Annotated in this window: 25 protein-coding genes and 4 pseudogenes; 16 read left to right on the top strand and 13 right to left on the bottom strand. The window is 58.2% G+C overall.

Going from position 1 to position 24,505, the window contains the following annotated elements:
* Nucleotides 1–87: 87 nt before the first annotated feature.
* The 3 genes from FHT86_RS06785 to FHT86_RS06775 form a co-directional block, all read right to left on the bottom strand.
* Entirely contained in the window at nt 88–366 is a 279-nt protein-coding gene (locus FHT86_RS06785; protein WP_133706102.1) for a hypothetical protein, read from the bottom strand.
* Between the two features lie 199 nt (nt 367–565).
* A complete protein-coding gene (locus FHT86_RS06780; protein WP_166656765.1) occupies nt 566–904 on the bottom strand; it encodes a hypothetical protein in 339 nt (112 codons plus the stop codon).
* 236 nt (nt 905–1,140) lie between these two features.
* Nucleotides 1,141–2,052 (bottom strand): transglutaminase domain-containing protein, encoded by a 912-nt coding sequence (locus FHT86_RS06775; protein WP_133706101.1) that lies wholly within the window; start codon nt 2,050–2,052, stop codon nt 1,141–1,143.
* Between the two features lie 292 nt (nt 2,053–2,344).
* On the opposite strand from FHT86_RS06775, the gene FHT86_RS06770 reads away from it, so the two are divergent.
* Nucleotides 2,345–3,022 carry an HAD hydrolase-like protein gene (locus tag FHT86_RS06770; protein ID WP_133706100.1) on the top strand — a complete coding sequence of 226 codons (678 nt, stop codon included), beginning with the start codon at nt 2,345–2,347 and terminating at the stop codon, nt 3,020–3,022.
* A gap of 72 nt (nt 3,023–3,094) precedes the next feature.
* Here FHT86_RS06770 and FHT86_RS06765 read toward each other — a convergent pair whose 3' ends face one another.
* Both FHT86_RS06765 and FHT86_RS38825 read right to left on the bottom strand, forming a co-directional pair.
* Entirely contained in the window at nt 3,095–3,358 is a 264-nt protein-coding gene (locus tag FHT86_RS06765; RefSeq protein ID WP_166656764.1) for a phospholipase D-like domain-containing protein, read from the bottom strand.
* On the bottom strand, nt 3,286–3,639 hold the full coding sequence (locus tag FHT86_RS38825) for a phospholipase D-like domain-containing protein (RefSeq protein WP_409527571.1): 354 nt from the start codon (nt 3,637–3,639) through the stop codon (nt 3,286–3,288). The genes FHT86_RS06765 and FHT86_RS38825 overlap by 73 nt, the downstream gene beginning before the upstream one ends.
* Before the next feature lie 567 nt (nt 3,640–4,206).
* On the opposite strand from FHT86_RS38825, the gene FHT86_RS06760 reads away from it, so the two are divergent.
* Entirely contained in the window at nt 4,207–4,731 is a 525-nt protein-coding gene (locus FHT86_RS06760; protein ID WP_246779401.1) for a cytochrome P460 family protein, read from the top strand.
* Between the two features lie 99 nt (nt 4,732–4,830).
* On the opposite strand, the gene FHT86_RS06755 is transcribed toward FHT86_RS06760, so the two are convergent.
* Complete coding sequence (locus FHT86_RS06755) at nt 4,831–5,721, bottom strand: LysR family transcriptional regulator (protein WP_133706098.1); 891 nt, start codon at nt 5,719–5,721, stop codon at nt 4,831–4,833.
* A gap of 119 nt (nt 5,722–5,840) precedes the next feature.
* On the opposite strand from FHT86_RS06755, the gene FHT86_RS06750 reads away from it, so the two are divergent.
* The 3 genes from FHT86_RS06750 to FHT86_RS06740 all read left to right on the top strand — a co-directional run bounded on the left by FHT86_RS06750 (nt 5,841) and on the right by FHT86_RS06740 (nt 7,799).
* Nucleotides 5,841–6,551 carry an SDR family oxidoreductase gene (locus tag FHT86_RS06750; RefSeq protein ID WP_133706097.1) on the top strand — a complete coding sequence of 237 codons (711 nt, stop codon included), beginning with the start codon at nt 5,841–5,843 and terminating at the stop codon, nt 6,549–6,551.
* 5 nt (nt 6,552–6,556) lie between these two features.
* On the top strand, nt 6,557–6,943 hold the full coding sequence (locus tag FHT86_RS06745; RefSeq protein WP_133706096.1) for a VOC family protein: 387 nt from the start codon (nt 6,557–6,559) through the stop codon (nt 6,941–6,943).
* Between the two features lie 64 nt (nt 6,944–7,007).
* Nucleotides 7,008–7,799 (top strand): SDR family NAD(P)-dependent oxidoreductase, encoded by a 792-nt coding sequence (locus FHT86_RS06740; RefSeq protein ID WP_133706095.1) that lies wholly within the window; start codon nt 7,008–7,010, stop codon nt 7,797–7,799.
* Between the two features lie 55 nt (nt 7,800–7,854).
* On the opposite strand, the gene FHT86_RS06735 is transcribed toward FHT86_RS06740, so the two are convergent.
* Nucleotides 7,855–8,802, bottom strand: coding sequence for a LysR family transcriptional regulator (locus FHT86_RS06735; RefSeq protein WP_133706094.1), 948 nt, complete (start codon nt 8,800–8,802; stop codon nt 7,855–7,857).
* Between the two features lie 232 nt (nt 8,803–9,034).
* On the opposite strand from FHT86_RS06735, the gene FHT86_RS06730 reads away from it, so the two are divergent.
* The 9 genes and pseudogenes from FHT86_RS06730 (at nt 9,035) to FHT86_RS06690 (ending at nt 17,618) form a co-directional block, all read left to right on the top strand.
* Nucleotides 9,035–9,769 carry an SDR family NAD(P)-dependent oxidoreductase gene (locus FHT86_RS06730; RefSeq protein ID WP_133706093.1) on the top strand — a complete coding sequence of 245 codons (735 nt, stop codon included), beginning with the start codon at nt 9,035–9,037 and terminating at the stop codon, nt 9,767–9,769.
* Nucleotides 9,770–9,834: 65 nt separating this feature from the next.
* A complete protein-coding gene (locus FHT86_RS06725) occupies nt 9,835–10,434 on the top strand; it encodes an NADPH-dependent F420 reductase (protein ID WP_133706092.1) in 600 nt (199 codons plus the stop codon).
* 97 nt (nt 10,435–10,531) lie between these two features.
* Nucleotides 10,532–10,686 (top strand): annotated as a pseudogene (locus FHT86_RS06720) (DJ-1/PfpI family protein); the annotation flags it as partial.
* A 269-nt stretch (nt 10,687–10,955) separates the two neighbouring features.
* Nucleotides 10,956–11,496 (top strand): annotated as a pseudogene (locus FHT86_RS06715) (MOSC domain-containing protein).
* 46 nt (nt 11,497–11,542) lie between these two features.
* On the top strand, nt 11,543–12,640 hold the full coding sequence (locus FHT86_RS06710) for a hypothetical protein (protein ID WP_133706091.1): 1,098 nt from the start codon (nt 11,543–11,545) through the stop codon (nt 12,638–12,640).
* Between the two features lie 752 nt (nt 12,641–13,392).
* Nucleotides 13,393–14,022 (top strand): hypothetical protein, encoded by a 630-nt coding sequence (locus FHT86_RS06705; RefSeq protein WP_133706089.1) that lies wholly within the window; start codon nt 13,393–13,395, stop codon nt 14,020–14,022.
* A 311-nt stretch (nt 14,023–14,333) separates the two neighbouring features.
* Entirely contained in the window at nt 14,334–15,149 is an 816-nt protein-coding gene (locus FHT86_RS06700) for a sulfurtransferase/chromate resistance protein (RefSeq protein ID WP_133706088.1), read from the top strand.
* Between the two features lies 1 nt (nt 15,150).
* Nucleotides 15,151–16,560 carry a chromate efflux transporter gene (gene chrA, locus FHT86_RS06695; RefSeq protein ID WP_133706087.1) on the top strand — a complete coding sequence of 470 codons (1,410 nt, stop codon included), beginning with the start codon at nt 15,151–15,153 and terminating at the stop codon, nt 16,558–16,560.
* On the top strand, nt 16,557–17,618 hold the full coding sequence (locus FHT86_RS06690; protein WP_133706086.1) for a Cj0069 family protein: 1,062 nt from the start codon (nt 16,557–16,559) through the stop codon (nt 17,616–17,618). The genes chrA and FHT86_RS06690 overlap by 4 nt, the downstream gene beginning before the upstream one ends.
* A gap of 685 nt (nt 17,619–18,303) precedes the next feature.
* Here FHT86_RS06690 and FHT86_RS06685 read toward each other — a convergent pair.
* From FHT86_RS06685 to FHT86_RS06670, 4 genes and pseudogenes are all read right to left on the bottom strand, one after another.
* Nucleotides 18,304–18,776, bottom strand: a pseudogene (locus FHT86_RS06685) (transposase); the annotation flags it as partial.
* Between the two features lie 97 nt (nt 18,777–18,873).
* Nucleotides 18,874–19,464, bottom strand: coding sequence for a flavodoxin family protein (locus FHT86_RS06680; RefSeq protein ID WP_133706085.1), 591 nt, complete (start codon nt 19,462–19,464; stop codon nt 18,874–18,876).
* Nucleotides 19,465–19,603: 139 nt separating this feature from the next.
* Nucleotides 19,604–19,813 carry a hypothetical protein gene (locus FHT86_RS06675; protein WP_166656763.1) on the bottom strand — a complete coding sequence of 70 codons (210 nt, stop codon included), beginning with the start codon at nt 19,811–19,813 and terminating at the stop codon, nt 19,604–19,606.
* A gap of 309 nt (nt 19,814–20,122) precedes the next feature.
* Entirely contained in the window at nt 20,123–21,562 is a 1,440-nt protein-coding gene (locus FHT86_RS06670) for a hypothetical protein (protein ID WP_133706084.1), read from the bottom strand.
* Nucleotides 21,563–22,149: 587 nt separating this feature from the next.
* On the opposite strand from FHT86_RS06670, the gene FHT86_RS38820 reads away from it, so the two are divergent.
* Nucleotides 22,150–22,731 carry a GNAT family N-acetyltransferase gene (locus tag FHT86_RS38820; RefSeq protein ID WP_133706083.1) on the top strand — a complete coding sequence of 194 codons (582 nt, stop codon included), beginning with the start codon at nt 22,150–22,152 and terminating at the stop codon, nt 22,729–22,731.
* A gap of 107 nt (nt 22,732–22,838) precedes the next feature.
* Here the strand turns inward: FHT86_RS38820 and FHT86_RS06660 are convergent.
* Nucleotides 22,839–23,225 (bottom strand): annotated as a pseudogene (locus tag FHT86_RS06660) (ATP-dependent DNA ligase); the annotation flags it as partial.
* Between the two features lie 14 nt (nt 23,226–23,239).
* On the opposite strand from FHT86_RS06660, the gene FHT86_RS06655 reads away from it, so the two are divergent.
* Nucleotides 23,240–23,773, top strand: a complete 534-nt coding sequence (locus tag FHT86_RS06655) for a helicase-related protein (protein WP_312862263.1) — start codon at nt 23,240–23,242, stop codon at nt 23,771–23,773.
* A gap of 225 nt (nt 23,774–23,998) precedes the next feature.
* Here the strand turns inward: FHT86_RS06655 and FHT86_RS06650 are convergent, their stop codons facing one another.
* On the bottom strand, nt 23,999–24,355 hold the full coding sequence (locus FHT86_RS06650; RefSeq protein ID WP_133706081.1) for a hypothetical protein: 357 nt from the start codon (nt 24,353–24,355) through the stop codon (nt 23,999–24,001).
* Between the last annotated feature and the right edge of the window lie 150 nt (nt 24,356–24,505).

The following is a 24,505-nucleotide window of genomic DNA, read 5'->3' as shown; positions in this document are numbered from 1 at the left end:
CACGGGTGGACGTCTGGGCGACGCCCTCACGTTTTCTTCAAACTGCCGGCGGTGAGGACTGTCGCGCCCGGAAGCACGATAAGCACATTAGGCCTCGGTTACATGACCATCATAAGGATAGCCGTCGGCAGCAAACACAATCGCCTGTGTCAGCGGAGTTCCGCTGAAGTCGGGGACATCGACTTCGATGGCAATTCCAAGCTCATGAGCAACTGCGCCCAGCGCGTTATCGTCCATCAGAAAGCGCAACGCAATGCTGGCGTAGATTGCCTCGTCTTCCCGTGGCGCACTCGGTGCGGTGGATCGTTCAAGTTGATCGAGGTGTATCCCCACAACATGACGCCTTTCGATCAGAACGTCCTGCAAAAAATCTCCATAACGCGGCGAGATTGTCGATGCTGCAAATGTTACTAACAGAGTCTGCTATTGGAGTGTAGCGTCGTGAACAACTGCGGCGGGTTTGGGGGCGCGAAGCTGCCGTTACGCGTGGCCAATCATGGCCCAATGCGGACTCCCTCGTCGCTGAGGTGAGATCATCGGCTGTGGTGATGCCCGCGCAAAGAGGTCACGTCAAAAAAGGCATTATATCCACCCCGTCGCCCGGAAAAATGGTGATGTGCGGGTGGTCTTCGAACAGTCGTGCAGCGGCATCAGCGCTCTCGGCTTCGACCACCAAGTAGCCGCAGAAAGAATTCACCGCGTTGACGACGCCCTCCTTGGTCATGCGTGTCGTCTTGCCCACCATTCCGCCAGGATCAAGGATGGACGAAGCATTTCTTTCTTCCCACGCCGACCACTCTTTTATGCCGACGGCGTCGACTGCATCCTGCTCGGCTTTGGGCAGGTTTCGAAAGGACGCCAGGTCCTCGGGCTTCATGGTGTAAACGGCAAGAAAGCGGGGCATCAGCACATCCTCCATTCATCTTAAAGGTTGCCAATTTATACGCCTCGCTTCGGAAATCACCCACCGACAAATAGCACGGGAGGTGGAATGGCGGCTTTTGGCGCAACTGCGACCCCGAGTTGTCACTGCGTTCTCTGCGGGTTTATCGGGGCTTGCAGATTGATTGCGACTGGACAGATGGTCTGGCGTTCCGGTCGAATGTTCGACCAAGCCCCCTAAGCAGAACATGCGTTGAACTAGTCCTTGACTTCCGACAAATCTGGGATCTCACCGATCTTATTGACGGCGACGTCAACCGTCATGCCCAGGTAGTCTTTAGCTTCCCCAAACCATGAGCCTTCCAATGGTATTGCCTGAGCTGGGTGTCGGGCAACTGCCACCGGGATCAAATTAAACCCGGCAGTGATCTGGTTTGTTGGGTCGTAATCAAGCCATCCTGCACCGGGAAGGAATACCTGCAGCCAGGCATGAGTGGCGCCGGCGCCCGTCGTTCCGACTGCGCCTCCGTCCAACGCCGCGTCGTACAAGTAACCTGAGACAAAGCGGGAGGCGATCCCGAGCCGGCGCAATGCCTCGATCATCAACCAGGCATAGTCCCGGCATGTTCCTGATTTGGTGCGAAGGGTTTCGCCAGGTGACTGGGTTCCTTCTGCTTCTCTCGCGCAGTAATTGAAGCCGTCGTGGAAAGTGTTCAGCATCCGACGCAAGACATCGATGGTTTGGTCCTGGTCCCGCGCGACGAAGCGTTTGGTCCAGGCGGCTACGCTTGCATCAGGATCTTCAGTATGAGGACGCAGATAGCCGGCGAGATCAGTCCACTCATCGGGGGTATATTGCACCGGAATTTCGTCGGCGCGTGGCTCCAGAGGGAACGCCTCGATTCCCTTTACTCCGAAATAGACGCCTTGGACCTCAAACGTGAACGTCAGTTCGTTTCCGGCTTCGCTGAACTCCATCACGGTCACAGTGTTGGAACGCGGATCGCTTATCCAATGAATTTTTGAAGGAACGCTGGTTCTCGCCGACCAACCGAGCAGACGCGCCGAAGCGCCACGCCGTGGCAAGAACATTGCTCGGTGCGTACCGAAGGTTACAGGCTTCGCATACCTGTAGGTGGTAACATGTGTTATCTTGCCAAGAATCGCCATCTCTAGCAGCCCTGCCGCAAAAAATTAGAATCCTTTGCCGAAACGGGCGATGGTGAACTGCATAAGTTCAACTTTTCCATCTTTGCCTACCCAATAGCAGTGTGTCAACGTCCATCACGAGCACCCCACGGCCGCGCGGCCCCTCCCTCGCCGAATGCTTCGTCGACTTCGGTCTCAACCTGAGACTGTTCAAGGCTCGACTGGGGTGGACATCACTCCGCTTGACCCATCCCCCTGTCACCCTGTTTATAGCGGCTCTATCCTGACCCGCATGACACGAAAGTGAGATGCCGTGCCCTATGCCGCTTCGAACCTCCTCCTTGATCTGGATGGAACACTGGTCGATTCCCAACCAGGCATCCTCTCAAGCTGCCGCGCAGCGTTGCGGGTGCTCGGTCATGAAACGGACCCGGAGATGGATATCAGCTCGATCATCGGGCCGCCCATCGAGGAAGTGATGAGGTATCTTCTCAGCTCGTTCGAGGATGACCGCGTCACAGAGGCCGTGGAAGCCTACAGAGCCGACTACGGAACCCGTGGCCTCCTATTAAGTGAGCTCTACCCCGGAATAAGAGAAGCGATCGTCAAGCTGCATTCTCAACGCGTCAGTCTCTTCCTGGCGACTTCCAAACGGAAAACCTTCGCGGAGCGAATTCTTGAAAATCACGGCCTGTCGGATCTCTTTCAGGGGATATACGGGTCGGTGCCCGGAGCTGGCCTGGACCATAAGCCTGAACTGTTGGCGCATATCCTGCAAGATACCGGGTTGCCCGCCAAGGACTGCCTGATGGTGGGGGGTCGAAAATACGACATCGCCGGGGCTCACGCGAACCGGATGCGCGCCATCGGCGTCCTTTGGGGTTACGGTAGTCGAGACGAACTTGAGCTTGCCGGCGCGGATCTCCTCGTTGATGCACCAGCCGAATTGACGTCGCTAGCCGGGTCGGACGTGGCGCTCTCCCGTCGATGAATCCTGCCTGCAGGCACATTTCATCGAACGAGAGCGTTTTGCGGCCGTTCTGATTGTGGATGTCCACAATCCTTAGTTCGCTTCCTTGTTCGAAACGCTATTCGGCCCTTCGAACGCTCGTGACGCCTTCAGCCGACTGTCCCAATTCGCCAAGAACTCGCGCGCGACCTCTCGGCCGTCGATGAAGGTGACGTTTTCGGCATTTCTCCTTTGTGCCGCAGCCGTGTAGTTGTACGACCCGCCGATCACCAAGGACTCATCAATCACAATGACCTTGTTATGCGCGATGGATGGCATGTAGTGGATCCAGACGGGGATTCCTGCAGCTTCGAGCAACGTTGCACCGAATATTTCCGCTCGTTCGTCTTGTCGAGGATCGCCAGCACTTCAACGCCTCTGCCTGCCGCTCGCTGAAGGGCGTGGATGATAGGAAGCGACGTGAATCCGTAAGCTTGGACTCGGATGGACGCCCTGGCTCGATCAATTTCCGCCACGATTTGATCTTCACATTGTTCGGATGAAGTGAAGCAGACAGACACCTTTGCCGCCACTGGTTGGGTGGCAAGGACCGATTGAGTGTTCGCGAACACCAGAAGCAGAGCGATGACGAATCTCATCGCAAATGGATAGCAGCTCGCCCGCGAGATGCGAACTGGATGTCGCGAACGGTGACAATTGTCGGACGAACAAACGCGCGACATCATGGAGCAAGTGCGCACTGGCTCCATGATGTCGGATTTTTACTACGCTCTGAACCGCTGCTGCCATCTGCTCCACCCAATTCTGCGCCAAGCGCCAAAGAGTTGAGGACATCGATGCTGTTGCCAAGCCCATAGTCGCGTCAACGTCTGGGAGCGTCATCTCATTGCCTTCGGTTCTTCGTCCGAAATGACCAGCGGATCATTTCAATGCGGAATTGATCGCAGTTAACAGCTTCAGGAAACATCGAAGCCAATCGACCACGCCTTAGCACAATTGATGTCAGCCGCCCTGCTGCTATTGTTGGTTTCTCAACCTGCTCTTTGCTAACGCAGAAGGAGTCGGAGCATGGCAGGGGAACCGATCTATCGTCTGCGGTAAGATCAGCACGTTAAACTGCAACTTCATGGGCGGCAGGTGAACCCCAGACACGGACGTACGTGGAGCGGCGATGGTCGACATGGTTTTCCTACAAGGAGACTGAGATGCGAAAGTACATTGCCAAGTGGACGCGGCCGTTAGGTGTCGCGGCGATCTGTCTACCTTTCGTCGTTGCTGTCGCCGCTGCTGACAATGCGTCGCCGATTTACGGCGTCAGTCTTCCAGACGGATATCGTGATTGGCGGGTGATCACGGTCGCCCACGAAGCCGGAAAGAACAACGACATTCGAGCGATCCTCGGAAACGACATCGCTGTGAAGGCATTCCGCGAGGGGACGCGGCCCTTCCCCGATGGATCGGTGATTGCTCGCCTGGCATATGTCTACAAGTCGTCTCCGGAAAACGACGCCGTGTTTCCGGCGCCGCAGTCCTTCGTGGCGGGCGACCCGACGAATGTGCAGATCAGCGTGAAGGATTCGAAGAAGTACGCCGACACTGGCGGGTGGGGATATGGCCAGTTCGAGAACGGCATCGCCAACCAGAGCGAGCCGCTTCTGAAGTCCTGTTTTGCGTGCCACACAAAACTCGACCGCTCGAAGGACTTCGTGTTCAGCCATTACTCTCCGTGAGTATTGGCCGTCTGGTTTCCGGGCTCTCGCGCACCAAGAGCCGATCGACGGCATGAATTTCGAGATCGCGGATGCGACCAGGCCCCTCCCAGGTACCCATCACAGTTCCGGCGACGCGTTCTTTAGCCGTGCGGCGAGGAAGTCTACGCAAAGGCGAACTTTTGCCGCCGCCAGCCGACTATGAGGAAAGACCGCGTGTATCGGTGCAGCGGGCAGCCGGTGCGCCGGCAGAACGACTTCCAGCCTCCCGGCGGCGACGTCGTCCTGAACATCCCAGATGGACTTCAGAATGAGGCCCGCTCCCTGCAACGCCCAGCAGTGGCCAAGCTCGCCGTTGTTGGTGCTGAGGTTGCTCCGAACGTTGACGGAGCGGCCATCCGCAAACACCCAATGCGTGTTCGGAGGGTCGCCGAAAGATACGACGTCGTGCTGCAGAAGGTCATCGAGCGAACTGGGCCGGCCGCGAACGTCGAGGTAGGCGGGCGCCGCGCAGATAACCCGCCTGTTGGGTGCAAGCTGCCGCGCGATAAGACTGGAGTCGGCAAGTGCACCGAACCGGATCGCCAGATCGTACCCGGCGTCTATGATGTTCGCGACGCCGTCGTCCGTATCGAGACGCACATGCAGACCGGGATGAGCGCGCTGAAATTCGCCTAGCAGCGGCGCAAGCCACCGTATCCCGAAGGCGAAGGTTGCCGTCACTTTCAGCGTGCCGCTGGCGGTATCCCGGCCGCTCGTGACCTCCGTCTCGGCGTCCTCGATTTCAGCAAGGATGCGGACACAGCGCTCGTAGAAGCGCGTGCCCTCTTCGGTCAAGGTCAGTGACCTCGTCGTGCGGTTCATCAGACGGACGCCCAACCGCTCTTCGAGCCGCGACAGCTTGCGACTGACGACAGTCAGGGAGAGGTTGAGTTCGCGTGCGGCACTGGAAAGACTTCCCGCGTCCGCCACCCTTACGAAAACAAGCATATCCAGAAAGTTGTCGCTCATATTCTTGCTGATATCGCAAGAGACACTCACCGACAACAGCCATTCTTGCGAGTGCTGTCATGCCTTATGTTCTAAAAAATCGAATTGACAGACGGTTCGCCGTCGAACAGGAGACCAACATGACATCCTTGACCAATCAACGTGTCCTCGTCATTGGCGGAAGTTCCGGGATAGGTTATGAAGTCGCCCGGCAGGCTCTTGAGGCCGGTGCGAAGGTAACGATCGCCTCCCGTTCTGAACAGAAGCTGGCTGAAGCTGCATCGTCTCTTGGCGACGTCGAAACGGCGGTCCTCGACACCGGCGACGAAAGCGCCGTTGATTCCTTCTTTGCAAGGAAGGATGCCTGGGATCACGTCGTGATCTCTGCCGCACAGACGCCCAGCGGACCGGTTCGCAAGCTCTCTCTCGACGATGCGAGGCGGGCGATGGAAAGCAAATTCTGGGGCGCCTACCGGGTCGCCAAGGCGGCCCGCTTTACCGAAAGAGGTTCGCTGACCTTCATCTCCGGCTTCCTGAGCGAACGTCCGTCCGGGTCGTCAGTGCTTCAGGGCGCAATCAATGCCGCTCTTGAATCTCTGGGCCGCGGGCTGGCGCTCGAACTCTCGCCCGTCAGGGTCAATGCAGTTTCACCTGGCCTGATCGACACGCCGCTCTGGGCAAAGATGGAAGAGACTAGCCGAAGCGCCATGTTTGAACGCGTTGCTGCCGGCTTGCCCGCCAAGACTATTGGCCAGCCCTCGGACATCGCCAATGCAGTGCTATTCCTCATGACCACTCCCTTCGCCACCGGTTCGACTGTCCGGGTCGACGGCGGCGGCGTGATCGGATGAACGCCATGAACCTCGATCACGTGACGTTGCGGACCGCCGACCTGGAAGGCACCAGACAGTTCCTTCAAGACCTGCTCGGTCTGACTGTCGGGTACCGTCCCTCATTCGGCTTTCCGGGCTACTGGCTCTATGAAGGTGACCAACCGATCGTCCATCTCGTCCCCGGCGGTGGTACGCCCGTCGGACGCAGCGCCGAGGTCATCGATCATATCGGCTTTCGGCTGGACGGTTACGATGAATTCCGGGCTCGCCTCGACAAAAAGGGAACCCCTTACTCGACGATGGATCTGCCCGATCTAGGCGAGCGGCGCTTATTCGTCAGGACGCCCGGCCAGATCTTGATTGAACTCGTGTTCCGCGAGGCGTCGAAGCAGGCCGCCGGCCAGAGGTGATGGGCTGCGGCGACCGATTGCCAGTTTTCATACGTTTTGTAATCCAACCCTACAGGAGCAGAAAATGCAGATCGACCTCACAGGCAAGACCGCACTCGTTACCGGATCCACGGAAGGCATCGGCTACGCGATCGTCCGCCAGCTCGCTAGGGCGGGTGCGGACGTTGTAGTCAACGGCCGATCCGATGAGAAGACCGCGAAGGCGGCCGATCGCCTGAAAGGCGAAGGTGCAAAGGGCACCGTAACCGCCGTTGCAGCCGATCTCGCGACCGCTAAAGGATGTGACGCTCTTGTCGCTAAAGTTCCCCATGTGGACATCCTCATCAACAACGCAGGCATCTTTCAGCCGCTCGATTTCTTCGACGCTGACGACGAAGTATGGGACCGTCACTGGCAGGTAAACGTGATGTCCGCCGTCAGACTTTCGCGCGCCTACCTACCGGGCATGCAGAAGGTCAAATGGGGCCGCGTCATCTTCATCGCGTCGGAATCTGGCTTCAACATTCCGGTCGAGATGATCCACTATGGCGTCAGCAAGACCGCCGACATTGCGGTTGCCCGCGGCCTTGCCAAGCGAATGGCTGGAACTGGCGTCACCGTGAACTCGGTCCTCCCCGGCCCGACACTCTCCGAAGGCGTCGAAGCGATGCTCGCCGACGAGCGCGCGAAGACGGGGAAGCCTATCGAGGAGGTCGCGGCGGACTTCGTCAAGAAGCACCGCAGCAGTTCGATTATTCAACGGGCTGCCAGCGTCGAGGAAATCGCCAATCTCGTCACCTATCTGGCCTCGCCTCTTGCGTCCGCAACGACCGGAGCGTCGATGCGAGTGGACGGAGGCCTGATCGACACACTCTGACTTGATCTCTCGCCTTTAGTCACTGACCCGGCGCCGCCATTCGATCACTGGAGGGCTACCTTTCAAGAACGGTGACGTCGCCATCATTGCTGCCAGTGGGTTCGGCCCCGAACCTTTCCTGGCCATGCCCCGTGAGAAGCGGGGCATGGCCGGCGAGCCTGCGGGATAGGAACTCCGTGAAGACACGCACCCGCTTCGTCTTGCGCGTCTCCCCCTGGGTGAGAAGAAAGAGCGTTCCGTATATGTGCAGGTCAGTGCCTGGCACCCTCGTCAGCAACGGGTCGGCATCTCCAACGAAACAAGGTAGCGTCGTGATCCCCAGTCCCTGTCGGACGGCGACGATCTGAGCCTCGGCGTCCGTGACTCGGAACGGCACCTCGGCGGTGCGAACCTCGCCCTCGCTTGCCCAGTCCGGAACTCCATGACTGCTGATCACGATCCAACGGACGGGATCAGGTGCGCCTCCACGCCGCGCAGACAGTCGGTCTCGGGAAATGTAGACGCCTCCGAACACCTCGGGGCCTTTCCGACCGTGAAGATTGAGCGGCAGCGTCTTGCGGTCGTAGACCACGCGTATCGCGACGTCCGCCTCTCGGTTGGTCAGATTGACTAGCTCGCCGGACGACAGAACGTCCATCTCGATATCGGGATGCAGCCGCGCGAATTCGGCGAAGTCCGCCATCAGCAGGTGCGTCGCGAGGGTCGGCGCCAAGGTCACCCGCAGAAGGCCGCGCACGCTCTGGTCGCGACCGAGGAGGCGCGTTTCCAACTGATGCGACGACGCTTCCATCTGGTTGGCAAGCTCAAGGACCTCCTCGCCCGCGGACGTCAGGCGATAGCCCGAAGGCAGCTTTTCGAACATCTGCGCGCCCAGCCGCTCCTCGAGCTGTGCGACGCGTCGCAGGACGGTCGAATGGTAAACCCCAAGCCCCTCGGCGGCTGCCCGCACTGATCCTTCGCGCGCCACGGCAAGAAAGTAGCGAATGTCATCCCAGTCGATCATGGTGCAATCCGGCACCGCCCGGTGCGCCTTCCAAATCCCGTGTCCTACCGATCATACGGCAGAGCGAGCGGCCATCATAGCCTCCGACGGCAAACATACCGATCGCCATTGCCCACGTCAGTGGCGCTTCCGGACTCATTATGCACCACCGATGTGCGTGCTTGCACACTCATCGGCTGGGATCAGTCGACCTATCTTGAGCCTCTCCGAAACTCAACGAAGGATGAATGACATGACCAGACTGAATGGAAAGACCGCCGTGATCACCGGTGGCGCTACCGGCATCGGCCGTGCGGCGGCAAAGCGCTTTGTCGATGAAGGCGCCTTCGTCTTCATCTTCGGCCGTCGGCAGGACGCGCTCGACGCCGCCGTGACCGAACTTGGACCCAATGCCCGTGCGGTGAAGGGCTCGGTTTCCGACGAGGCCGACCTCGACCGGCTCTACGCAACGGTGAAGGCCGAGCGCGGAACGCTCGACGTCGTCTTCGCCAATGCCGGTGCGGGAAGCCAGCTTGCGCTCGGCAAGATCACCGCCTCGCACATTGACGAAACCTTCGACACCAATGTGAAGGGTACGATCTTCACGGTCCAGAAGGCGCTGCCGCTGATGGGTCCGGGCGGTTCGATCATCCTCACCGGATCGAGCGCGGGAACCACCGGCGCTCCTGGGATGACCGCCTACAGCGCCAGCAAGGCGGCCGTGCGCAATCTCGCTCGCACCTGGGCGGAAGACCTGAAGGGCACCGGCATCCGGGTGAACGTACTGTCGCCGGGGGCGACGGCAACCGAACTCGCGAAGGAAGCGCTCGGCGAGGAAGGCCAGAAGGTCTTCGCTTCGATGACGCCGCTCGAGCGCATGGCCGATCCGGCGGAAATTGGAGCGGTCGCCGCCTTTCTTGCGTCGGACGATAGCAGCTTCATGACTGCCAGCGAAGTCGCCGTCGACGGCGGCCTGGCCCAACTCTGAGGCCTACCGGCCAGGCGCTTCATCCCGATTCGGAGCGCCGTCAGGCAAACTTAAGGAGAACTACGATGAGCTATGCAATTATCGGCTTCGGCAATATCGGCCAGGCTTTGGCCAAGGCGTTCGCCCGGAGCGGCATCGAGGTATCCGTCGCAACGACCCGCGAGCCGGAAAGCTTCGCATCGGATGCAGCCGCGATCGGACCCACGATCATTCCCAAGGCGCTGGCGGACGCGGTCAAGGCGGATGTCATCTTCCTGGCCGTTCGATTCGAAGCGCATCCGGACGTCGCGAAGGCGCTGCCCGACTGGCATCGAAAGACAATCGTCGACGTGACCAATGCGTATGGCATGCCGCCGCAGGAACTGGGAGACCAGCCTTCCTCAAAGGCGGTTGCGCAGGCTTTCACTGGTGCCAGACTGGTCAAGGGGTTCAACCATCTCGGCGCGCCGGTTCTTGCCAAGCATCCCGCCGCCCATGGCGGGAGGAGAGTCGTGTTCCTCGCGAGCGACGATGACGGCGCCGCGGAGCAGATCGGCGCTCTAGCGGAAAAGCTCGGCTTCGCGCCGGTCAAGCTCGGCGGGCTCTCGGAAGGAGGACTGCTGGTGCAGGCGCGCGGCAAGAGCTGGGGTCAACTGATCTTCCAGGACCTGGTCAAGTTCAACTGATGTACCTCGATCACAAATTGCAAGGCGATCCCGGCTCGTGGAGGAGTTTGTGTCCGACTGGTTCGGACACAAACCGACGGAGACCGTCTCAACCGCCATCCGCAACACCGGCGGAAACTGGTCGACAAGGAGGTGGTCACCGACAAGGGCCTCGTGACCAGCCGCAACCCGAAGGACCTTCCGGCCTTCTGCGCCAAGATCGCCGAGGAGTTCGCCGAAGGTCGGCACCAGGAACAAGCCCGGAGCGCCTGAGCAATACGATTGGGCGTCGGTTCCAATCCGAGGCCATTCATTCGGAAACAAACAAAAAAGGCCGGGGCGAATTCGCACCGACCTTCCTCACCGTCGCTTTATACCCCTGCCAGTACATCCGTGGTCAAAAGCAAGAAGCGACGCCAGCACTGCGAGCAACAGTTTATTCCAGCGCTCACCAGCAATGCCGATGACCGTGATATAGGGAGCCATTGTGTTATAAACAAGTCGAACGCCCTCGCCCCGCCACCGCCCCCTTGGAGAAGTGAATGCCCTCTGTCGTTTCCGTCGCCCGTCGATCGTCCCACGAGTTTTCGAAGACCGTCGTCGACAGCATCTCCATCGTCGAAGGGCTTGGTGTCGATGGAGACGCCCATGCCGGCGTCACGGTGAAACATCGCTCCCGCGTCGCCCGCGATCCGTCCCAACCGAACTTGAGACAGGTCCACCTCATTCACTCCGAGCTGTTCGACGAACTCACGGCAAAGGGCTTCTTCGTGAAGCCGGGAGATCTTGGAGAAAACAATCCTGACCTCCGGCGTCGCGCTTCTTGATCTCCCGACGGACACCGTTCTCAGGATTGGGCAGCAAGTGCGCCTAAAAATCACAGGTCTGCGCAATCCATGCATTCAGATCGACAAGTTCGAAAAGGGGCTGATGTCCGCGGTCCTGGACCGCGACGACCAAGGCAATCTTGTAAGGAAGGCCGGCGTGATGTCCGTTGTCCTTGAAGGTGGCGAAATACGTCCTGGCGATAGGATCGATGTCGAGCTTCCCGAGGCACCGCACCGAAAGCTAGAGGCAGTATGACGCGATGATCCGAAGGGGACAGGCCCTCTTAATCGCCGCGGCCCTCATGGCTCTCCTGTCGAAGCACGCGACGGCTTCAGGCATCTTATCCGGCGACTCGTCGCCACTGTGTCCCGTTCCGGTCAAGAACGGGGAGCCAACGAAAGACGATTTCAACCAATCGTTCCGGATGACGTCGAAGGTCGTCGTCGTACCGGGCTTGGATCGTCCGATTATTTTTCCATGGAACCGTCACGGGATCTGGACGATCGACGCCGATGGCGCATTCGTCCTGTTCGGAGGCGAGTTTCCCAACCAGTATCTGAACGAGTACGCCTCCGACAGATCGACAGGAGACGTTATCGGCGTGAGCTGGGAGCTTGGAGTGTTCCGGATTCGACCCGGCAGCGCCCAGTTCGAACGCCTGTACGCCGCTGACGGAAAGCCGTTCGTCCATCCCTTTTCGGCTGTCTATGTTGCGCGCCTGGGGGGCACAGTCATCTCGGACAACTCCGGACTTTATCTGTTCCACTCCTCCGGGCGAGCGGAGCCGCTATATTGGGATAGTCAGGTCGGCGGAAAGCGGCCCGGACGCGTGTTCGACCTCCCCGCGCTGACGCTGCTACTGGTCACCGGAAACGAAGGGCGTATCTACTCGAGGTCGGACGACGGCACTCTGGCGCCTTTCGATACCGGATTAGGAGGTATAGAGGCCGCCCGTGTGACCGCGGATGGAACCATCTTCCTGGGACGTTTGGAGGAGAAGAATTATATCGTGCCTTGGCCGCCTAAGGACAAGACGCGCCCACCCGCCCAACAAGGGGTCAATACCTCCGAAACGTTCGATGGCGATATGATGTACGCCGACCGTCTGGTCAAATTCCATGGCAAGGAGATGGACGTCTACCTGCCATCGCAAGTGTGGAATCCGCCAAAGGAGTTTCCAGGAGGTCCTATGGTCGCGAACGCAAACCGTGACGGCCTCTATACCTTGAACGAGGAAAAGAAATGGGACCTGGTCGATCAAAGCCGTGAAGTCGCGAGCAACCTGGTAGGTCTTTTTGAGCTTCCAACCGAACAGCACGCCCTTCTGGTGAATGGAAAAGACCGACTTTTCCTTTTGGTCCGGAAGACCGATGGTCGCGCGGCCGCATGCCTGAGATGAATTGGACAATGAGATTGATAAGGCTCTGAGACTTATCGGCCCAGGCGATCAGCACAGTGGTTACGGAGATGCGGTCCACTCCAACAAGGGGTCACTCCCGTCGGCGTGGCTTGGTCCGGTTATCTAATAGAAACAGGGCTTATCCCGTTCGTACAGGTGTCAACTACACCGATATCCGCGCCGAGGTCCTAGCCTCGGCCACCATTCTAACGCCGCCTACGAATGCGAGCGCGCCGGCCAAAGCGAACTCGGCTGACCGGATTTGCACAGTCGAGATCCCGAGCGCCCGGATCGCTGTGCCGATCTTCAGAAGACAACGTTCCCGCCGCCCGATGGAAGGCAATGAATGCCGACTTGAACTGGGTGACGTCTTCCGCAAAAATGGCAACTGGACCGGTGGCAACAGCTTTCGCGGTCTTTGGTGAATCGCAAGCCATTTCGTCCCCCCGAAGGTTCAGCTCCGTTGATTTCGCACACCTGCTAGTGGCAGATAGCTTGGTGAGAAATCGGAATCGACAGCATGCAGAACCGCCCTCTCTTGAATTCGGATATCGACGAACTGGAGCGGCTTTTTGATCAACGGCGCGGTGACAAGTCGTTTCTCAGGACATTGGCTCGTGCTTGCCAATCGAGATCTCGGCCGCGATCTTGCGCTCAGGAAATAGGAGATCAGAAGGCTATCCTCGTCTCCTGGCTTCTCGAGGTCGTATCAACTCGTTGACGTGGAAGGCTGCCCATCCCATCTACGCGTCATGCCGAAACACGAAAAGAACGACGTAGAGCTCTTCCGGACATGGACGCTGCCTCCCGCGGCCACCATGGGATCGGCAGTGCGTTCGAAAGGGATACTTCAAGAACTGCAAAGTCGCCTTCCGGCGGCCTCGAAGAAGTCGCTCGTTCTCGATGGTAGCGACATCATCCTGGCTATGCCGGTCAGGGAGAAGGCAGCGTTCAATGCGGCGGCAGTCGTCCTCGCAAAGGCGATGGAGGACGTCGAAAACCTCCCCGTCATCCCGCGGGAAATTCAGGACATTCTCACTATCAAGGCCGGGGAACGGCACCGCTGGCTCGCGGACGGCCGCCTGCCCAGCGCAGGAACCCGGACCGTTAGGCTGAACGGGCGCGCCCGACGGATCACGTTTCACGTCTTCGACCCCAAGGTGGTCGAGGACCTACTTGACCGTGGGACCGTCGACCAATGGCGGGAAGAAGATGCAGAAGCCAAAGCGGAGAACCGACGAAAGGCGGCGTATAAAGCAAAGCTTACGCGGTCGTTGAAGGAAGCGCGAAAGGCGAAAGGGGCCGCGCAGGAGGAGTCGGACGAGCCAGCACCTGCGCTTCGAGGTTGGGAAGACTTCGACGTTGATGGCCTTCTTCGCTAAGTCCCAATTCGGTCCTAGTGTAAGGTCCTCGCCTTGATCTTCATGGTGTCGACGTGCAAATCCGGTATTCATCCCGAGCCCGACACTATGCCGAACACATTCCCGAAAGCCCGAGATTTCCGATAAGTCCTGATGGCAAGCTCGGCATAGGTTTGCACGAGGCCTACACCCCGAGTATCGACAATGGCGATGTTAGCGGTTGACAGAACCGGGGCTCATTTGCATAACCGATGAATGGGGTTGCGATCGCCCCACGAGGCTACGGCCGGAGAATCGCGTCCTTTGAACCCGAGCAACCGGAGGGACGCGTTATGCCGTCATTTCTTGAGATTTCCCCCGATAAGCTGAATCGAATTCTTGGAACCCCGAGTGCGCCTGTCATCGTTGACGTGCGCACCGACGAAGATTTTAGCCGTGATCCTCGCCTCGTTCCCGGCTCGATTCGTCGTCGCCATGCCGACGTCACTGCCTGGAGCAGCGACATCACCGGACCGGCAATCGTTGTCTGCCAGCAAGGTCGCAAGCTCAGCCACGGGGTTGCAGCCTTTCTGCGGCATGAAGGCATTGGCGCGGAAGTGCTGGAGGGTGGATTTGAAGCCTGGATTCGCGCCCAAGGCGTCGCCGTGCCTGTCGACAAGCTGCCTCCACGAGACGAGCAAGGCCGCACAGTCTGGGTAACTCGATCTCGGCCGAAGATCGACCGCATCGCCTGTCCCTGGCTGATCCGCCGTTTCGTCGATCCTGCAGCGGTGTTTCTATTCGTACCGGCATCGGACGTCTCAATGGTTGCGGACAGGTTCGGCGCAACGCCTTTCGACATCGAAGAGGTATTCTGGAGTCATCGCGGCGAACTCTGCACCTTCGATGTCATGGTAGAGGAGTTTGGTCTTGCAACGGAGCCGATAATGCGGTTGGCGACGATCGTTCGCGGTGCGGATACGGATCGGCCAAACCTTGCGCCTGAAGTCGCCGGCCTCCTCGCCGCCTCGCTCGGTCTGTCCCGCATGTTCAACGACGATCTCGAACAATTGGAGGCGGGCATGCTTCTCTATGACGCCTTCTATCGGTGGTGTCGCGACGCACTTGGCGAAACGCACAACTGGCCCAACGCCAAGGCGGGGAGATGACATGGCAACCATCGTGGATGAAAATGCCGGGTCCCCCGGAGCGGACAATCACGCGTTGCCATTCTCCGAAGCGGTCAAGGTGTGGGCCAGAGTAGCAGCACTGAGCTTCGGCGGACCCGCCGGCCAGATCGCGGTCATGCACAGGATCGTCGTCGAGGAGAAGCGTTGGATCGGCGAGGAACGTTTCCTGCACGCTCTGAACTATTGTACGCTGCTTCCCGGTCCCGAAGCCCAGCAGCTCGCAATCTATATCGGCTGGTTGCTGCACAAGACCAAGGGTGGGCTTGTCGCAGGAACGCTGTTCGTGCTGCCGGGCGCCGTCGCGATCATGGTACTGAGCTGGATCTACGCGATCTTCGGCAATGTCGGGGCAGTCCAAGCATTGTTCTTTGGCCTGAAGTCAGCGGTTCTCGCCATTGTTCTCGGCGCAGTCCTGCGGATCGGCAGCCGATCGCTGAAAAATAACGTCATGATCGCGCTGGCGGCGGCCGCCTTTATCGCCCTGGCGTTCTTCCAGGCCCCGTTCCCATTGGTCGTCGTCGTCGCGGGCCTGATCGGCTTTATCGGCGGCAAAGCGGAATGGGCGGCGTTCTCGACAGGGAGTGGCCATGGGAAGATCGGCGGCAGGCAGGTCGCCGACGCCGACAGCCTTCTCGGCGAGGGCGTGCCCGCCCACGCGCGTCCGAACGCGGCCTGGCTGCTAAAGGTCGGGGTCGTCGGCGCGATCGCCTGGTTCGGCCCGATCATTCTGCTGTTCGCCTTCCTCGGGCAGCACAACGTCTTCTCGGACATCGCCATATTCTTCTCGAAGATGGCGATGGTGACCTTCGGCGGCGCGTATGCAGTGTTGTCGTATGTCGCTCAAGAGGCGGTCAAGCACTATCGATGGTTGAAGCCCGGCGAGATGTTAGACGGCTTGGGCCTCGCGGAAACGACGCCCGGCCCTCTGATCATGGTGACGCAGTTCGTCGGATTCATGGGTGCCTACCGCGCACCCGGCGGACTGCCTCCATTGCTTGCCGGTACCCTGGGCGGACTGTTGACGACCTGGGTCACCTTCGTCCCCTGCTTCCTGTGGATCCTGCTTGGCGCACCATTCATGGAGACACTGCGCCGCAACAAGGCACTTTCGGCGGCGCTCGCGGCGATCACTGCCGCAGTAGTGGGCATCATCCTCAATCTCGCCGTATGGTTCGCCCTGCACGTCCTGTTCTCCGAGGTCCGGAAAGTGAGCGGCTTCGGCATGACGCTCGACGTGCCGGTGTTGTCGTCGGTCAACATCCCGTCCCTCGTTTTGACGGTCTGCGCGGTCGTTGCTGTCTTCCGTTTCAAAATTGGCCTTTTGACTGTGCTGGCAGCAAGCGCGCTTGTCGGGATGGCGTATGGTCTGACTTTTGGAGTTTATCAATGATCAGCTCATCTCCACGGATAGCGATCGTCTGGCGCGGCGACCGCGAGGCTCGGCGTGCCGCGACGCCGCAAAACAACCGCTTTCACCGAATCTTCGAAGAACTTGCGGTGGCGGGGCTTAATCCGGAGCCAGCCGTATTCGACGAGGAGTTCGCAGACGAAGTTCTCGATCAGCTCCTTGACGTCGACGCCGTGCTTGTCTGGGTGAATCCGCTGGATAACGGAAAGACGCGGGCGGTTCTCGATCCCCTTCTGCGAAAGGTGGCGAAAGCAGGCCGTCTTGTGAGCGCGCATCCGGACGTGATCCTCAAGATGGGTGTCAAGGAGGTGCTCTACGAGACCAGGCATATCGGCTGGGGCGTCGACACCCATCTCTATCGCACTGCTGCAGAGTTCCGCGAGGCGTTCCTACCGAGGCTTCGAGCCGAAGGGCCGCGCGTGTTGAAGCGGAACCGGGGCAACGCTGGCCAAGGTATATGGAAGGTCGAACTCGCGGAAACACCGCCAGGCGGTCCAACCTTCGTCCAGGTGCTGGAAGCACGCCGAGGCAGCGTCCCTGAAATGTTAGACCTGGCTGACTTCATCGCCCGTTGCGAGAGCTATTTCGCGGAAAATGGTTGTATCGTGGATCAGCCATACCAATTCCGTCTACTTGATGGAATGATCCGCTGCTACATGTCCGGAGAAAGAGTGGTGGGCTTTGGCCACCAGTTGATCAAGGCGCTGGTAACGCCGTCGGCAGGTTGCACAGAATTGTCGGAGCCCGGTCCGAGGATCATGCATCCCGCATCCGCGGAACCGTTCCAAACCTTGAGAACAAGGATGGAAGAGGAGTGGACGCCGGAAATGATGTCGACACTTGGCATTGATGCGAGGTCGTTGCCGATCATCTGGGATGCCGACTTCCTTTACGGACCACCTGACGCTTCCGGCAACGATACCTACGTGCTCTGCGAGATCAACGTCAGTTCGGTTTTTGCTATCCCCGACGAGGCCGCCGCGGAGATAGCCAGTGAGATGGGATCGCGGCTGAGGCGGAGCAAGCCCGACCGTATTTGAGAGACAGGCTTTCTCCGCGCTTGTCCGCAAAGGGTGATTGCGGACCAGATCATTGGAAGTTGCGGCTCTTCACCTTCAAGGTATGGACGTGAATATCCGGAACGAAGATGTCCCTTGGCTGCGGCGGCCGCGCACGATCCCTTGCATCCGGACTCCCCGGCGATCCATGGCCGCAGGTGCCGCTGCTCTTCGCTCATCAAGTAGAGTGTGACCGGTGTCATCGAATGGGTCTTCTTCATCTACGGCATATCCCGCTGCGCTCATCGATGACAGGATGTTATCGGCATCGCGGCTCCTTCCAAGATGGCGTAAGGCACCGGCTATCCTTCCAGCTATGGTGCTTCTTGCTCCGGCAAGGAGGACGCGAAGAAGCGATGCAGAACCGCGTATCGAGCCCATGACGACAATCATGTCTGTCGGTGTCGCGGCCCAGCTATTCTTTGCACTGTTGATGATCGCCTCTTCCTTGGAGAACAGCCGGACACCATTGTGGACGACAGATTGATCGACTGTGAGCGTCCGGTGAACGCATTTTCAGCTAAGGTCGAGGCGTGGGGTTGGAGTTAGCGATTAACGCTCCGGCTCATCTGCCATTATGCGCTCGATCCTTTCAGGGTCGCTTATTTCATCGGCCAAAAACTTTCGGATTCCTCCGCTCCACGTTCTGAAATCAGCCAGCAGCTCCTCGACGATAGCCGTAGCGGCCGTATTGGAGGGCAAGCGCGCGGATTTCTGCGGTCAACGCTGCTTCATCGTCCGGTGTCGTCGGAACCTTGCGCTACGTCGATCGATGTTGACCCAGAACCCGGCACGCCCGTCGTTCGGAAACGCTAAGTTCAGCCACAACACGATCAACGCAGGCGCGGCGGCGTGCGGGGCTTAGAAGTTTCCCCGCGCAGCTTCCGCCAGGATCATCTTGTCCAGCGTCAGGTCGGAGACGGCACGCCGAAGACGCGAGTTCTCGGTCTCGAGCTCCTTCAGCCGCTTGACCTGGTCGCCCTTCAGGCCGCCGTATTCCGACCGCCAACGGTAGTACGTTACTTCCGTCACACCTATCGACTGCACCGCCTCGGCGACCGATTTGCCCTGCCCACTCAGCACATCAACCTGCCGAAGCTTCGTGACGATCTCTTCCGCGTTGTGTCTCTTTCTCGGTATTCTTAAGTCCTCCATCGGCTCGAAAGCCATACATCAGGGAGGACCACTTTTCAGGGGGAGACCATCACCACGCGAGGAGGCAAGAGATGTGCCGGTATCACCTGCTCCCGACCCACTGCCGGATCTCGTCAGCCAATCGCTCGAGAACGCCTGTCGTCCCAGCGGGGAGCGGGTCCGGAAACCGTTGCTCGGGATACGCGAGCGTTCCCCCCAGATGGACCGGCTGGACGCAGGGCATCTCGTGCTGTTCGAAAACGTTGATCATGTTGTCCGCGCATTGGCGCACACTCGGATCGTCCGCGGGATCGGTGGCGCCGTTGACGATGACCGCTCCGAGTTTTCCTTTGAGCTGTTGTCCGTCGCGCCACAGGGGATCCGATCTGTCGAGCAAGACGACGCCCAGGGCCGGCGGCATTCCGAAGCAGGTGGGAGTAGCCATCAGAATCACGTCCGACTCTTTCATGAGTGACAGAACACGATCGATCCCGTCGCCGTGGTATCCAAACGTTTGATAACACTGCTCGCACCCGAGACAGTCGATACGCTCATCGGCCAGACGCACCTGTTCTACGACCTTCACCCGCCGATCTCTCTCGAGCGAGCGAAGAACCTCGCCGAGCATCCGCCCTGAGTTACTGGACGCGCGTGGGCTGCAGTCTATTCCAATGATGGTCGTCGCCTTGTCCATGTGAGGATCCCTAGTAAGGCGCGTGACATTCGATGCCCCGATCAGTGAAGCCGGTTGTACCGTCCTCGGTCTCATCGTGGACGTACACCATTTCGCCGTAGTCGATGTTGCATTCTGAGCAGTTCGAGGTTTTTGCCGATCATAACAGCGACGTTTTTGATTGTGTAGATGTGCATCGAACGAGCCACCATTCGGCCTCTTGCAGCATCGAGGCGGCTGGCGGCATATTCCACGGCAGCAGGTCTTCAAGTCTGTCTACCGGGTAATCTTTTTCGGCTTCCGACAATATCCCCAGCTTCGCCTCGTCCGACCAGCGCCGCCTACGCTCAACGCCAGAAATGATCTCCATTCGAGCCATGCAACCTCTTCGATCTGGTATTGATGTCAGCACTAATGCTGGTTCTAATGCCAGAACATCGCCCGATTTGCCTGATCAGCAAAATCCGCTAGCCGGACGCTCACCTCGAAAAGACGAGTGCCATACTTTCTAGGCGCGCTCGATCCCTACCTCACGACCTCGTCAAGGCCGATGTATTTGCGTGCGGGGGCGAGCCACCGCGGTTCGGTAACTTGGGTCGTGTTGAGGTTTCCTTGGCATAAAAAAGGGTCGCCGAAGCGACCCTTTCTCTGATAATAATATTCTTGATCTGTTTACCGCTTACGCACTCTTGAATTGGTTATACTTGATAATTTCGAGTGCCAAATCTTCATTCATGTAGTCGATGTAAACGATGTTCGGTTTGGGCTTACGCTGATCGATGATCCTATTGTACAGCGCCGACGGAAGCTTCTCGTTCGCAGTCTTTGCAACCTCCCAAACGCTGGGGTCGATTAATATCGTCGGCGTCAGCGTCCAGGAAAGGAGAAACAACGTCTGCCTGCCCAGCCCTGCATTATCATTCCATTTATCAAATTGGTCGTTTCTCATCGTCTCATAACTATTGGTCGACGAGTATTTATCAAAAACGGTAAGGTTCGGACTTTGTACGCCAGCGCCACTGTCGCTATAACGGAACCGTCCCTTGGAAGGATTGATGAAGAGGTCATAATCGCAGACAATGATCATCTTCCCCCTGACGCGATCAATATCTACAAACCCAAGGTCAACTGCCGCGTCCACTGATGTGAAGAGGAAGCTCTGATAGTCATTGAGCATCGCGTCGATTTTGGCTTCCGTGTCACTCGCATGATGGTCGCCATACTGGCGAATATGCGAGAACTTTAGAATGGCAAACTCAGAGGGATATGCCTCTAGAAAGCTCTTTGTCTGGTCGAGGACACTTTTGAACGTCTGGCCGTTTGCTCCCATCGCATTTGTGCGGTGGCATGTTACCAGTTCATCGTGATCGTAATCCACACGGATGTCGAAGTAGCGAGAGCCACATTCCAACTGCAAACCGATCGACAGTTCCTGGGTCTTTGACAAGGTGTCACCCAATCCGGCTGGATTGGCGTGATGCGTCTCCGACATGCCGGCGTCGTGGCTACCCGGCAAGACAAGATTATTGATCGTAACCGGCGTTCTCAGGTGCTTCATCCAGTTGGTGCCAGCTACCCTAAAGGTTTTCACCGATTCAATTGTTATCTCGTTGACCGCATTCCCTCCTCTGTGACACGTAAAATCAACGACATTGTCTTGCTCGTGGCCAGCGAGAATACCAATGCAACTCACCTTGTTCGTTGCCATATTCAGGCAGTGCAATCCACCGAACCACCAATTATTCCTGTCGGTTCCGGTGTGGCCTTGGGCAAGAGCGACGTTGTAAAATGTGCAAGTTAGCTCCGTCTCGTTTTTCTTGATTATCAATGTGAGCTTGCCAAGAAAAGCAAAGTTCAGCTCGCCGGCTGTATGATTGAACGTTGTCTTCCCTGCAGCAACTTTTTCATTGAACCACTTCGCAACCTTAGCAGATCCGTGCCGACCGACGGAGAAATTGAATATCCCGTCGCTATTGCATTCTAAACGCCCGCCAATCTTATTTTTATTTTTAGGATCTTCGCCTTCTGAAATAGAAAAATCTTCTATTTCAAAAACGCCGCTAACCAAGCGGTATCCGCCACCAAACTTAAACTCAACTTTGTTTTCGCGGTATTCCATGTGCGCGGCCTTTCGGTGCCTAGGACATCAAAGATGTTTGGATGCCGACACAAGCTATGAGGTCTGCATCACCCGCGCTATATAGCTTCCGGCTTATTATCCACTGCTACGCAAGTTATATGCAGCAAAGGTAAACCACGGGTTTTAATGCCTACCGTGGCAAGAGCAGATGACCAACAGCCGTGCCAAACCCTTACAGGCTGCGCCAGTTCGAGAATGGCCTTGGTCCCTTCCCGTGAATTTACGGCGGTCGCATAACATTGAAAGCGCCGCAGCGAGTTCGTCCGTTACCGCGCGGAGATTAAGCACTAGCTGATCAGCTTCCCATTAGTTCATTGGGGATGCCCACCGTGTCGCCGAACTTGACAGTATGGGACGTCTATGGACGGATTGGTAGGCCCGGAGGGCGTCAAAAAAGATAACTGTTTCAATGGAATACCGCGCCGGTTAGCCATGAATGTTTCCACATAGTTCCAACTGTTTGCCATCGGGAGTTCGTGATGGGCGTGAACATCCCGCGGTTATCTCCGGCGAAGCAATAACGGCTTCGCGCCCTGAGTGGTCATTGCCACCGTCGCAACGGTGTGATGATCTTGAGGAAGGTGCGATGGACGAACCAGAGAGCCGAAATGATTGAGACTACGCGCCTGATATTGCACCACTTGGCCGACCGCCACAGGTCGCCGTTTGCGCAGATGCACGTCGACCCAGAAGTCATGGCGGACCTTGGCGGGCCGATTGATAATATTGAGAGCGACGCCAAGTTTGATCGCTACCTAGCCGCACAGACCAAACATGGTTTAGCGCGATGGGCTGTCGAAGACCTGAATGGCAATTTCGTAGGATACTCTGGGGTAATGCCACGGATGGCCCCAGAACATCCGCTGGGTCCGCATTATGAAGTAGGATGGCGTTTTCTTCGAGGGGCGTGGGGAAATGGCTACGCGTTCGAGAGTGCCAAAGCAGCCCTTTCTCATGCAATCCATGATGTTGGGCTATACGAGATCGTCTCATACACGAGTGGTGACAATCTGCGCTCCCAAAGTGTTATGCGAAAGCTAAAACTGGTCCGTGATCCGTCGCGAGACTTCACGATCCAAATTCCTGCTTCTCTGCCATGGCACAGGTTAGTCTGGTTGGTTCCAGTCGGGTCTTGGCCACCTTCTTGATGACCGCAATGGCCCGAAAGCAGTCATCGACGATACAGATCTTCAAGCTTCGACGGTTCCACATTTAACTAGGTGGCTGCGTACAGGAATAGGACCGACTGTTCGCTTCATCGATCTGAAATCATATAGACGTCGGCGTTGTCCTGTCCCTCACGCAAACCCTTGTAAGAGGCATGCCGCAGCTTTCCGTCATCGGTCCATGCGCGATATTCGATCTCGGCAATAAGCGTCGGCTGGACCCAATTGGCGCCCTTGCGCTTGGCCGCGACTGGAGATTTTGCCGTCTTGAGGGTGTCGAGATCCTTGCGCAGCTTTATCGTCTCGCGCAGCTTAAACCCGGTCCCTACGCCGCCGACATAGACGAGGTCGTTGCCCTTGCGCGCAGCCAGCAGCAGCCGGCCTATGCCTCCCAGAGCTGCCGTCGACGGCTCGTATCCGACGATGAAAAAGCTGTCGCTCTGGATGCATTTGATCTTCACCCAGTCGCCGCGCCGAAGGCCGTCCGGTCGTGAACCACATCATCTGCACGAATGCTTTCGGAATGGGACTGGATGTTCCCGATGTCCGTCTGGTGGTCCACTGGCAGCAGCCCGCTTCTGTCGAAGATTACCTGCAGGAGTTCGGCCGGGCCGGACGTGATGGGAAACAATCGGTCGCGGTGGCGTTCACAGAGGGGGCGCGCGGCACTGGACGGGATGTCGGTCTCTTACGCTTCATGGCAGAAAAGACGGCCAATAGCTCCCGCCTAGACGAATTCGCGGCGCGCTCCATGCTGAGGCAGCGGTTCTCGCAGATCGAGGATCTGACCAAGCTGCTCGATTCGAAGGCCTGCTTCCGGAAGGGGATCGTGGAATACTTCGAAGGGCCGAAGGTGGCCTCGCGCCAGAGCCTTGGCATAAGGATCCTCAACTGGGCCTTCAGCAAGGAAAGTGCGCCTCGACGGTTTCGGTACTGTTGTGACGCCTGCGCTGCGGCCGATCAGAGACATGAGAAGATTTCTGATCACGTGAGCTCGGTATTCGCCAACAGAGTCGGCAGATAAGGAGATCCAAGCGTGCCATCTGTCAGCCAATCGGTACTTCGTGATGAGTCGTTACGCCGCCCCTACATCAACGACAACCTGACGGTCTCCCGCCATGCAGCCGTAGACCAGCGGCGCAACCAGAAGACCGGCGAGACGATCCATAGGAAAACAGGACGCCCGTGCCAACATGACTTCAAACGCGCATCTGCACGAGCGACATCGATCCTCCTCAGATCGTACTACCTACTCTCGACGCTTCAATCGCTCGTTGTTTCGGCGTTCCTCAACATTGATACGACTACGGTATGGCTTGAATCCCGCGCTCACGAGGGTCTCGCCGAGCGTCGGTTCTCTCGCGACCTCCAGCAACTCAGCCAGATCCCTGACGGAGATGACAATCACACCATCTTCGGCGCTGCCTATGATCTGCGGTCTGCCTTCGCGGGCGAGTCGGAGGACGGCGGCAAAACCGTCCCTCGCCTGCCGAACGCCTAGACTGCCACCTGCGAAATCGGCCAGCATGCGACCTAAGTCTTCGGCGAAGCTCTCCTTCGACACAGCTCCGGCCAGCCGGACATACCTGAAGACACGTTTGTCCATTGCGGCGACCTCCGTGTTTACATGGCGCCTGTAGGGTTCATCCTACGGCATCTTCTTCATCAGCGCCCAAGCCGTCTTGTATTGGCAGCCGAGTTCGCGGGAAAGCTGAAGTGCGTTTTTGCCTTTGGCCGAATTCGCCGAGAACCACAT

Source organism: Rhizobium sp. BK313 (genome assembly GCF_014193655.1).
In the GTDB taxonomy this organism is placed as follows: Bacteria; Pseudomonadota; Alphaproteobacteria; order Rhizobiales; family Rhizobiaceae; genus Rhizobium.
The sequence above is the reverse complement of the archived record's forward strand: the minus strand, read 5'-3'. Positions and strand labels throughout refer to the sequence as shown.

Coding starts and splice junctions, on each gene's coding strand:
- FHT86_RS06760 (WP_246779401.1), top strand. CDS start 4,207: ATGCGAAAGTACATTGCCAAGTGGACGCGGCCGTTAGGTGTCGCGGCG.
- FHT86_RS06710 (WP_133706091.1), top strand. CDS start 11,543: ATGGCTCTCCTGTCGAAGCACGCGACGGCTTCAGGCATCTTATCCGGC.
- FHT86_RS06730 (WP_133706093.1), top strand. CDS start 9,035: ATGACCAGACTGAATGGAAAGACCGCCGTGATCACCGGTGGCGCTACC.
- FHT86_RS06750 (WP_133706097.1), top strand. CDS start 5,841: ATGACATCCTTGACCAATCAACGTGTCCTCGTCATTGGCGGAAGTTCC.
- FHT86_RS06650 (WP_133706081.1), bottom strand. CDS start 24,355: ATGGACAAACGTGTCTTCAGGTATGTCCGGCTGGCCGGAGCTGTGTCG.
- chrA (WP_133706087.1), top strand. CDS start 15,151: ATGGCAACCATCGTGGATGAAAATGCCGGGTCCCCCGGAGCGGACAAT.
- FHT86_RS06755 (WP_133706098.1), bottom strand. CDS start 5,721: ATGAGCGACAACTTTCTGGATATGCTTGTTTTCGTAAGGGTGGCGGAC.
- FHT86_RS06745 (WP_133706096.1), top strand. CDS start 6,557: ATGAACCTCGATCACGTGACGTTGCGGACCGCCGACCTGGAAGGCACC.
- FHT86_RS06780 (WP_166656765.1), bottom strand. CDS start 904: ATGCCCCGCTTTCTTGCCGTTTACACCATGAAGCCCGAGGACCTGGCG.
- FHT86_RS38825 (WP_409527571.1), bottom strand. CDS start 3,639: ATGAGATTCGTCATCGCTCTGCTTCTGGTGTTCGCGAACACTCAATCG.
- FHT86_RS06690 (WP_133706086.1), top strand. CDS start 16,557: ATGATCAGCTCATCTCCACGGATAGCGATCGTCTGGCGCGGCGACCGC.
- FHT86_RS06705 (WP_133706089.1), top strand. CDS start 13,393: ATGCCGAAACACGAAAAGAACGACGTAGAGCTCTTCCGGACATGGACG.
- FHT86_RS06725 (WP_133706092.1), top strand. CDS start 9,835: ATGAGCTATGCAATTATCGGCTTCGGCAATATCGGCCAGGCTTTGGCC.
- FHT86_RS06740 (WP_133706095.1), top strand. CDS start 7,008: ATGCAGATCGACCTCACAGGCAAGACCGCACTCGTTACCGGATCCACG.
- FHT86_RS06735 (WP_133706094.1), bottom strand. CDS start 8,802: ATGATCGACTGGGATGACATTCGCTACTTTCTTGCCGTGGCGCGCGAA.
- FHT86_RS38820 (WP_133706083.1), top strand. CDS start 22,150: ATGATCTTGAGGAAGGTGCGATGGACGAACCAGAGAGCCGAAATGATT.
- FHT86_RS06700 (WP_133706088.1), top strand. CDS start 14,334: ATGCCGTCATTTCTTGAGATTTCCCCCGATAAGCTGAATCGAATTCTT.
- FHT86_RS06670 (WP_133706084.1), bottom strand. CDS start 21,562: ATGGAATACCGCGAAAACAAAGTTGAGTTTAAGTTTGGTGGCGGATAC.
- FHT86_RS06680 (WP_133706085.1), bottom strand. CDS start 19,464: ATGGACAAGGCGACGACCATCATTGGAATAGACTGCAGCCCACGCGCG.
- FHT86_RS06675 (WP_166656763.1), bottom strand. CDS start 19,813: ATGGAGATCATTTCTGGCGTTGAGCGTAGGCGGCGCTGGTCGGACGAG.
- FHT86_RS06775 (WP_133706101.1), bottom strand. CDS start 2,052: ATGGCGATTCTTGGCAAGATAACACATGTTACCACCTACAGGTATGCG.